The following is a 7365-nucleotide window of genomic DNA, read 5'->3' on the forward strand; positions in this document are numbered from 1 at the left end:
ATTTTGCTGAACGAGGGTATCCGCGCTTGGATGGCTCCTCAAGATCAACCCCACGAACAATTTGTATTCCCTGAGGAGGTATTACCACGTGGTAACGCTCTCTAATAGACCAAATATATTAGGCGGCACTGGACGCGACCAAGAATCTACTGGCTTTGCCTGGTGGTCTGGTAATGCGCGTTTAATCAATCTATCCGGCAAACTCTTGGGCGCTCACGTTGCCCACGCTGGTTTGATTGTATTCTGGGCTGGAGCAATGACTTTGTTTGAAGTCGCTCACTTCGTTCCTGAAAAGCCCATGTACGAACAGGGCTTGATCCTGTTACCTCACCTTGCCACTCAAGGTTGGGGCGTTGGCGTTGGTGGTGAAGTCATCGACACCTTCCCCTACTTTGTTGTTGGCGTACTCCACCTAATTTCCTCAGCCGTCCTTGGCTTTGGCGGTATCTATCATGCCGTCCGCGGCCCAGAAACCTTAGAAGAATACTCTTCTTTCTTCGGTTACGACTGGAAAGACAAGAACAAGATGACCAACATCATCGGATTCCACCTGATTATTTTGGGATTCGGTGCGCTGCTGTTGGTAGCAAAAGCAATGTTCTTTGGTGGGTTGTATGACACCTGGGCACCAGGCGGTGGTGACGTTCGGATTATTACCAATCCGACACTGAACCCAGCAGTTATCTTCGGTTATGTAATCAAGTCTCCCTTCGGTGGCGAAGGCTGGATTGTCAGCGTTGATAACCTAGAAGATGTGGTCGGCGGTCACATCTGGATTGCCTTTATCTGTATTGCTGGCGGCGTTTTTCATATTCTTACCAAGCCATTTGCTTGGTCGCGTCGTGCATCCATCTGGTCTGGTGAGGCTTACCTATCCTACAGCTTGGGCGCTCTGTCGTTGATGGGCTTTATTGCCTCGATCTTTGTTTGGTTCAACAACACCGTTTATCCAAGCGAATTCTTTGGCCCTACTGGCCCAGAAGCTTCTCAAGCTCAGGCTTTGACCTTCTTGATTCGTGACCAACGCTTAGGTGCTAACGTTGGTTCTGCCCAAGGCCCCACAGGTCTAGGTAAATACCTGATGCGCTCTCCAACTGGTGAAATCATCTTCGGTGGTGAAACCATGCGCTTCTGGGATTTCCGCGGCCCTTGGTTGGAGCCTCTACGTGGCCCCAACGGTCTTGACTTGGAAAAAATCAAGAACGATATTCAACCTTGGCAAGCTCGTCGCGCTGCTGAATACATGACCCACGCTCCTCTGGGTTCTTTGAACTCCGTGGGTGGTGTGGCTACCGAGATTAACTCGTTCAACTATGTATCTCCTCGCGCTTGGTTGTCAACTTCTCACTTCGTATTAGGATTCTTCTTCCTAGTTGGTCACTTGTGGCACGCTGGTCGCGCACGGGCTGCGGCTGGTGGTTTTGAGAAAGGAATTAACCGTGATACTGAGCCAGTGATGTTTATGGACGACCTAGATTAGGTTGTAAGGTTTATTTCATCACTGACAACTAAATAATTTAAAAGCTCTTGCATAAAAGCAAGGGCTTTTTTTATAGGAAAATTAGTAATCTATTGATTAAATTGAGGAACTTACCAAGGTAGTACTATGAACGACTCTAATTTTATTGAGACTTTGCGATGGACATCGGAAGCTAAAGAAAAGTTACAAAATATTCCCTTTTTTGTCCGCACTCAAGCTAGAGCCAGAATTGAACAACTGGCTCGTGAAGGAGGACAAGAGCTTGTTACCGCTGATTTGGTAGAACAGGCTAGGCTTGAGTTTGGACAATAAAACATTCTAGAGGTCGTAACAATGACAGTCGCCAAGAATCGAGCAGACCGAGTAATGCTTTACGACATTAGCTGGCAACAGTTTGAAAATCTTCTAAAAGACTTGGGAGATCGTCGAGCAGCACGGTTAGCTTACGATCGCACTACTTTGGAAATTATGACACCTTTACCTGAACACGAACATTACAAAGAGGTAATTAGCGATTCAGTCAAAGATATTGCTGAAGAGTTGGCTATGGACTATGAAAGTTATGGTTCCACTACCTGGAAGCGAGAAAGCCGAATGGCAGGGGTAGAGTCAGATAACTGCTTCTATTTCCAGAATGAAGCTACCGTTCGGGGTAGATTGGATCTGGACTTGAGACAAGACCCACCGCCTGATTTGGCACTGGAAATTGATGTTACCAATAAATCTCTAAATCGTTTTCCCATTTATGCCCGCTTGGGAGTACCAGAACTCTGGTGTTATGACTCTGGCGAACTCAAGATTTATCACCTGCAAAATGGCGAATATGTAGAGTCAGAGAAGAGTTTAGTATTTCCTACTTTAGAAATTCGATATCTGCCAAAACTGATTGAGCAAAATCGAGCAGATGGCAGACGGGCAATTCGTCAGGCGGTGCGCGAATGGGTAAGAAAAGGCGGAAAAGGTGAACTATCTAGTCAATCATAATTACGAATTACGAATTACGAATTACGAATTACGAATTAGTCTCAACTTCCTCCCACATTCATCGCTGCTAAAAAAGCCTTCTGGCTCACATCTCTGTAAACTGTATTTAAATACTTCATTACTACGTCACTCGAAGTTGAATTTACTGCATTTTCCTCTTCCTTCGCTAGAGGGATTGCTCCTAATACATCTAATACCATCTCGCTAGTGGATGGCGCAATTACTACCAAGGATGACTCTAGTGGCTCATTGTATTGCCAGAAAGAATCAATTGTAACCGAGTATTTATTATTATGAATTGACTCTTGAATATCGGGCGTTTCTGTGGTAGTAGGTTTAATTTTTGCACTACGTAACTGGCGTAAATCGCTGATAATTTGCTCTTTGGTGCGTCCGCGCAATTGAAATAGTACAAAGGGGTCTTCACTGAAGCGATCGCCTAACTGATAGTACAATGCACCAATATGTTTACAGGGATTTGCTTTATCAGGACAAGAGCATTTACTTTGGACATCACCAAGGGTAAAAGGAAATATCGAAAGACCATTAGCCGTAAAGACTTCTTCTATGTTTTGTGGCATTTCTCCTGCTAGTAGTTTGGCAGCAAAAATTGCCCTTTGGGACATGGTTTCAATTACATAACCCCACTGTTCATCGGTAAATGGTTCAAGGGAAAGGGAAACTTTATAAGGTTCAACTTCACTACCTTGCACCCTAGCTAATACTTTTGCACCTTTAAATTCAATACTGAGAACATTTCCTTGACGAGCATAATTTCTAGCACGTTCTAAACGCTTTTTAAAGCGATAGGAATCTAGTAAATCTAGCCATTGTTGTGACCACCATTCGCGGCTTGCTTGTAATGTGTAATTAGTCATAAATCAATTTAAAAACTTTAGTAGTATTTTGGCGGGTTCATAGTGAGAGCTTTAGCACTCAAATCAAGGACTAAAGTCCTTACTACGAACTTATTCTGCATCATCATCAATTATTGCACTGCGGTCTAATATTAGTAAGTTGCGAAGTTGGTCTGTATTCATTTCAGTTAACCATTCTTCACCAGCACCTACAACTTGTTCAGCTAGTTGTTTTTTACTTTCAATCATGTCATGAATTTTTTCTTCTAAAGTACCTGTGCAAACAAATTTATGTACTTGCACATTCCGGGTTTGACCAATCCGAAATACTCGGTCTGTAGCTTGATTTTCTACGGCAGGATTCCACCACCTATCAAAGTGAAATACATGATTTGCTCGTGTTAAATTTAGTCCTACACCACCGGCTTTTAGAGAAAGAATCATAATCGGTGGCCCTTGGGGGTCGTGTTGGAAACGGTCGATCATTTCTTCTCGTTGCTTTTTACTGGTGCTGCCATATAAAAAGAATATTTCTCGCCCAAGCTGTTTTTCTAAATAGGGTTTAAGTAATTTACCCCACTCAGCAAATTGTGTAAAGATTAAGGCGCGATCGCCTTCTGCTAAAACTTCTTCTAACATTTCTTCTAGCCGCAGCAGTTTCGCTGAATTATGTTGCTCTAATGTCGCCTGTTTCAAATATTGGGCTGGGTGATTGCAGATTTGTTTGAGTTTGATTAGTAAAGCCAAAATCATCCCCCGACGTTGCAATCCTTCAGCAGATTCTATGTCTGCTAAAGATTGTTCTACAACTTGTTGATAAAGTGCAGCTTGGTCGCCAGTTAAACCGCAAAATACGGTCATTTCTTGCTTATCTGGTAAGTCTTGAATGATGTCGCGATCGCTTTTCAGTCGCCGCAGGATGAATGGCTGAACTAATGAACGTAATTGACCCAAAGAAGCCGTATCTCCATACTTTTCAATGGGCATGGCAAACCGACGCTGGAAAAATTGCTTATTGCCTAAATATCCTGGATTGAGAAAATCTAAAATAGACCAGAGTTCTTGTAGTCTGTTTTCTACAGGTGTCCCCGTCAATGCAATGCGAAATGTTGCTTGTAATTGGCGTACCGCTTTTGATTGCTTCGCCTCTGAATTTTTCACATTCTGGGCTTCATCTAAAACAATTATCTGCCAAGAGACACTTTCCAATGACTTGATATCTCGATGAAGAAGTGAATAGCTGGTGACGATTAAATCGTGTTTTTTTACTGCTTCTAAAAACGCTTTACCTTTTGGGCGTTTGTCACCGTGATATTGTAAAATTTTCAGGCTTGGTGCAAATTTATTGACTTCCCTTTCCCAGTTGCCTAAAACCGAAGTTGGACAAACTAATAGTGTTGGATTTTCTAACGCATCCTGTTCTTTCAAGTGCAGCAGAAAAGCAATGAATTGGACAGTGTTATGGCAAATAATATTGTTAGCAACAAAATTGTGATGTTCGCTAACTTCAAAGTCATAAACCCATCCATTATAATCTATCTCCTCTATTGATTCTATCCGGCAATAAAATACCTCTTGGTCGAGAAGACATTGCAAAGACTGTCTGGTTAAACTCAATTGTTCTACATCTAGTTTGCTATAAGCTGACAAAGTTTGAGTTGTCCACTTGGAAGATTTTAGTAGCTGATACTGCTCTTGGGGTTCTCCACTAATCATGCGGCTCATCCCAGCTATTACTCGTTGTAAACTATCTTGAGAAAATTGCTGTGAGCTATTAGTATAAACTGTGTTGTGCATCCCAAAATGCCGCAACGGTAGTCCAGTTGTTCTGACTGTTTGGGCAACAATATTAGAGGCAGGAATTCCTTCAGTATTTGTGTTGCTGACTATTTGACAAATTTGCTCTAATTTTCTCTGTTTTTCTGAGTTATTAAATCCAATCTCTTGCAAAAATCTGCGGGCAGAATTTCCACCAATTACACCGATATAATAGGTGCGGAAAGTGCGAGTTCCATTAGTGGCACATTTCAGTTTGGGCGATATTCGCAACCAAATACCGAAACGACGCAATAGTGAAGAAAGTTGCTGAATTAGTAAAGCTGAAGCTGTAGAAATATCAATACTCCGCATACTAAAAAGAACAGCAGATTCAGCATCGAAATAGTTTTGTAAAAATATCCGCACACTATTCAAATCTGCCTGCATGATGAAAGGCGGAATAGATTTTTCTGCCGACAATTTACCCCAAACATAACCCTTCGCTTCTAAGAATTCCCGATAGGCTTGGCTATTAACTCGAAGAGAAGCAACCCTGTTAGGGAAGGTAGAGATATTAGGGCTGTTAATTTTAAGGTTATAGCGCTCTTTAATGCGTTGGCAAGTCTGGAGTAAATCCTCTAGTACTTTGGTATCTTTTTGGGATATTGTGACTCTTCCCACATCGGGTAGTTCATGCCCTTCAGCAATCTGCCAAGCGAGAAACTTGACTAAATCATGGTCTTGTGATTTTCCATTCCAAAGCGTTTTACCTGGTACACAAACGTAATCGCCCACCTGTAAGTTATTTGTCCAACCTTTATTTGTCAGCAGCTTGTGACGATGGGTGATAGTAATACTATTACCGTCTTCTAGCGTGACTTTTCGTAATTTCTCGCTGACTTGCTGCCGATACAACCGTCTAACATTAGCTTGGACAATTTTGCCAGTTTCTTCATCTATGGAATTAACTAATAATTCCTCTGTGGGTTTAGTCCAAAATCCCTCGCCGTCAAACTCTGTTTCTCCAGCGTGAGTTGTCCAGATTGTCTCGGCTGTGCGTAATAGTCCGTTTACATCTATTAAAGTATCGTTTGCTACGCATTTACCCAATCCCATATCGTCGGCGAGACACGCGCCTAAACCCCAACGTTCTAAGAATGACAACCAAGCAGCACCACGTTCTTGATAAGGTCGTAACTGCCCTTTAAAGCCTGTTGGTGTGGGCAAAGGTGCGATCGCTTGATTATTACTTAACGCCCCAATCAACTCTTGCAATGCCCCTGATGCCTCAAAGCTGACTACAGGTAATTTTTCTATTACCTGGGTATCCCCTGTACTGAAACGCAAGGCATCTTCCAAGGAAAGGGACATTTGGTCTTTGCGAGTGGTAAAAAACGTTTGGGCTGTTTTGATGTCTTGGGGGCGCAATTCCACCCACTCGCCGTTAATTTCTACTAGCGGACTATTTAAAGCCACAAGTTTATCAAACTCGGCTTTGGAAATAGTTTGTCCACCAATTGCTAATTGCCATTGGAAATTCAGTAGACTTTGCAACCCTAAACGTCCCTGCTTTTTCTTTGGGGTTTCGGCTGTAATTTTTAAACCCAAACGGTTCGCCCATCCTTCACGATTCGCTAAACTGGGAGGTAAAATTACTCCCAAACCACTGTCTTCCAATCTCCAAGCTACAGCTTTGATAAACTCATAAGCTTGGATTGCGGTGAGATGAGAAAATTGGGGATATTCTGTTTCAAAACTGGGTGCGATCGCAGGATACAATCGAGAAGCTACCCCCAAACCTCGCAAAAATGTTTCCTGTGGTTGCTCAATTGTCCGATTTTCATAAACCAATCGTTCAACTGGATTGTTCCAAATAGTTGCCGCATCCACCAAAAATTCAGGATCGTCAGCCGCTTGCAAAAAATACGCCAATGTCCAATCTGCTTCGCCTGACTCTGGAGAACGCAGTTGAAAACAGGTACGAAATAGAGTTTTAAGAGTTAATTGGTATTGTAGCGGCATCATCCAAGCCTTTAGTGCCGCTTCTAATCGTTCTACTTCAATGGTATCTGCATTCACTGAATCAGATGCACTGGTTAAACCTTGCAACCATTGTCGTACCGCAATTGCGATCGCTTTAGCTTCAATTGGAGGTTGAGAACCTACCATTTCTCGCACTTGGGCATCTATCGTACTGTTGAGAAATCCCAAAAGTAATTCTTGAGGTTCGCCGGGAAAGTCCACATAGAATAAGGATTTGGAAAACTCCTCCCCAGTCCCCAGTCC

General features: G+C 42.7%; 5 protein-coding genes. 3 read left to right on the top strand and 2 right to left on the bottom strand.

Translation table 11 applies throughout. From position 1 onward, the window contains the following. Positions 1-88 precede the first annotated feature (88 nt). The 3 genes from psbC (at position 89) to CDG77_RS32445 (ending at position 2464) form a co-directional block, all read left to right on the top strand. A complete protein-coding gene (gene psbC, locus CDG77_RS32435) occupies positions 89-1480 on the top strand; it encodes a photosystem II reaction center protein CP43 (RefSeq protein ID WP_094333308.1) in 1392 nt (463 codons plus the stop codon). A gap of 126 nt (positions 1481-1606) precedes the next feature. Further along, complete coding sequence (locus CDG77_RS32440) at positions 1607-1792, top strand: PCP reductase family protein (protein ID WP_094333309.1); 186 nt, start codon at positions 1607-1609, stop codon at positions 1790-1792. 21 nt (positions 1793-1813) lie between these two features. After that, entirely contained in the window at positions 1814-2464 is a 651-nt protein-coding gene (locus CDG77_RS32445) for a Uma2 family endonuclease (protein WP_094333310.1), read from the top strand. A gap of 41 nt (positions 2465-2505) precedes the next feature. On the opposite strand, the gene CDG77_RS32450 is transcribed toward CDG77_RS32445, so the two are convergent. After that, positions 2506-3342, bottom strand: coding sequence for an SWIM zinc finger family protein (locus tag CDG77_RS32450; protein WP_094333311.1), 837 nt, complete (start codon positions 3340-3342; stop codon positions 2506-2508). Between the two features lie 90 nt (positions 3343-3432). After that, entirely contained in the window at positions 3433-7248 is a 3816-nt protein-coding gene (locus CDG77_RS32455) for an SNF2-related protein (protein ID WP_442946453.1), read from the bottom strand. Between the last annotated feature and the right edge of the window lie 117 nt (positions 7249-7365).

It is taken from the genome of Nostoc sp. 'Peltigera membranacea cyanobiont' 213, assembly GCF_002245975.1.
GTDB lineage: Bacteria > Cyanobacteriota > Cyanobacteriia > Cyanobacteriales > Nostocaceae > Nostoc.

Coding starts and splice junctions, on each gene's coding strand:
- CDG77_RS32445 (WP_094333310.1), top strand. CDS start 1,814: ATGACAGTCGCCAAGAATCGAGCAGACCGAGTAATGCTTTACGACATT.
- CDG77_RS32440 (WP_094333309.1), top strand. CDS start 1,607: ATGAACGACTCTAATTTTATTGAGACTTTGCGATGGACATCGGAAGCT.
- CDG77_RS32450 (WP_094333311.1), bottom strand. CDS start 3,342: ATGACTAATTACACATTACAAGCAAGCCGCGAATGGTGGTCACAACAA.
- CDG77_RS32455 (WP_442946453.1), bottom strand. CDS start 7,248: ATGGTAGGTTCTCAACCTCCAATTGAAGCTAAAGCGATCGCAATTGCG.